2 protein-coding genes are annotated in these 1,390 nt (G+C 58.3%); both read left to right on the forward strand.

All coding sequences use genetic code 11. From position 1 onward, the window contains the following. Positions 1 to 571: 571 nt before the first annotated feature. The gene (locus HYZ49_21090; GenBank protein MBI3244782.1) at positions 572 to 847 is read left to right on the forward strand and encodes a BrnT family toxin; all 276 of its coding nucleotides are present in this window, start codon (positions 572 to 574) and stop codon (positions 845 to 847) included. Between the two features lie 19 nt (positions 848 to 866). Then, positions 867 to 1,124, forward strand: a complete 258-nt coding sequence (locus HYZ49_21095) for a BrnA antitoxin family protein (protein MBI3244783.1) — start codon at positions 867 to 869, stop codon at positions 1,122 to 1,124. Positions 1,125 to 1,390: the final 266 nt, after the last annotated feature.

Below are 1,390 nucleotides of genomic sequence, written 5' to 3' on the forward strand. Positions count from 1 at the left end.
ACGAAGTTTGACTCTCGCGCCGCGATGAGTCGCCCAGCGCAGTTAACACTTTCGGGCGGCAACACGGTGCAACACCAGCGAGTCGTTCAGCGAAGTTTGACTCCCGCGTAGCGGCCGCCAACAAGTCGCACGGCATCGTTAACACTTTCGGCCAGCAACCGGCGCAACACCGGCGAGTCGCTCCGCGAAGTTTGACTCTCGCGCCGCCAATGAGTCGCACGGCGTCGTTAACACTTTCGGCCAGCAACTGGTGCAACGCCAGCGAGTCGCTCTGCGAAGTTTGACTCGCGCGCCGCCAACGTGTCGAAAGGCAATCGGTTGTGAACGGCGGTGTATCATTAGGGGCAAGTCAGCCGCAGGTCAGTCTTTCGCCCAACAAGTCGCTGCAGTGGACAGCGGCTTCGCCGCTGAACGGGACGCTGCGTCAGGCTGCAAACTAAAATGTGGGTGAAGTCTCGTCGCCTCACCCGCCGCTGCCACTGAGCTCCGGCGTTGGGCGGGCGCGTCGCAATCATGCGGATCAGCAAGTTCACGATTGACGAAGTTACCCACCGTAGTTACAATCTAATCCATGCGATTTGAATGGGATGAAGCCAAACGACTGGCCAACATTGAGAAGCATGGGATTGATTTTGCCGATGTGCCACTGATGTTTGACGGCGATGTTTTTACGATCGAAGACCAACGCTTTGAGTATGCCGAAACGCGCTACATCACCTTTGGCCTCTTGAAATTTCGCGTCATTGTGGTGGCGCATACGGACGACGACGAAGTCATTCGGATTATCTCGGCTAGAAAGGCAACCAAAAATGAAGAAAAACTCTACTTCAAGGAAATCGGGTACTAACCTGAAACGACTGGATGCCATGACGGATGCCGATATCGACTTTTCGGATATTCCCGAAATCACGCCCGAAATGTTCGCCAAGGGTGTTGTTCGGCGCGGCCTCCAGCCCATCACAAAACGGCAACTCACCTTGCGGCTCGACAGCGATGTGATTGAGTGGTTCAAGAAGCAGGGAAGCGGCTACCAAACCAAGATGAATGCGTTGTTGCGCGCTTATATGAAAGAACACGACAAAGCCGCCGGTTCACGCACGCGAGTCGTAACACGCCGGGGTTAATCCACTACACTTGGGTAGCCCGCCCAACCCCGCGTGCAGGCGACGGCGGGGACTGAGCGGAAATCTAGGGCAAAGGTTCGGCGTCCCCGCCGCGCCTGACGCCAGCCGTTGGGCGGCGCGGACCATCGGAAACGCCTCATCGTTCATGGCGCGGCGAGCGAGTCGGCGCGGGCCAAGGGGCGGGCAGCCGATGAAGGCTGGGTCACGAAAGGTCGGGCGGTCTGGCTCCGCGCAGGTCGCCAAGTTGGGGCGAGTCGCCGCGTTCC

Source organism: Chloroflexota bacterium (genome assembly GCA_016197225.1).
Lineage (GTDB): Bacteria > Chloroflexota > Anaerolineae > Anaerolineales > VGOW01 > VGOW01.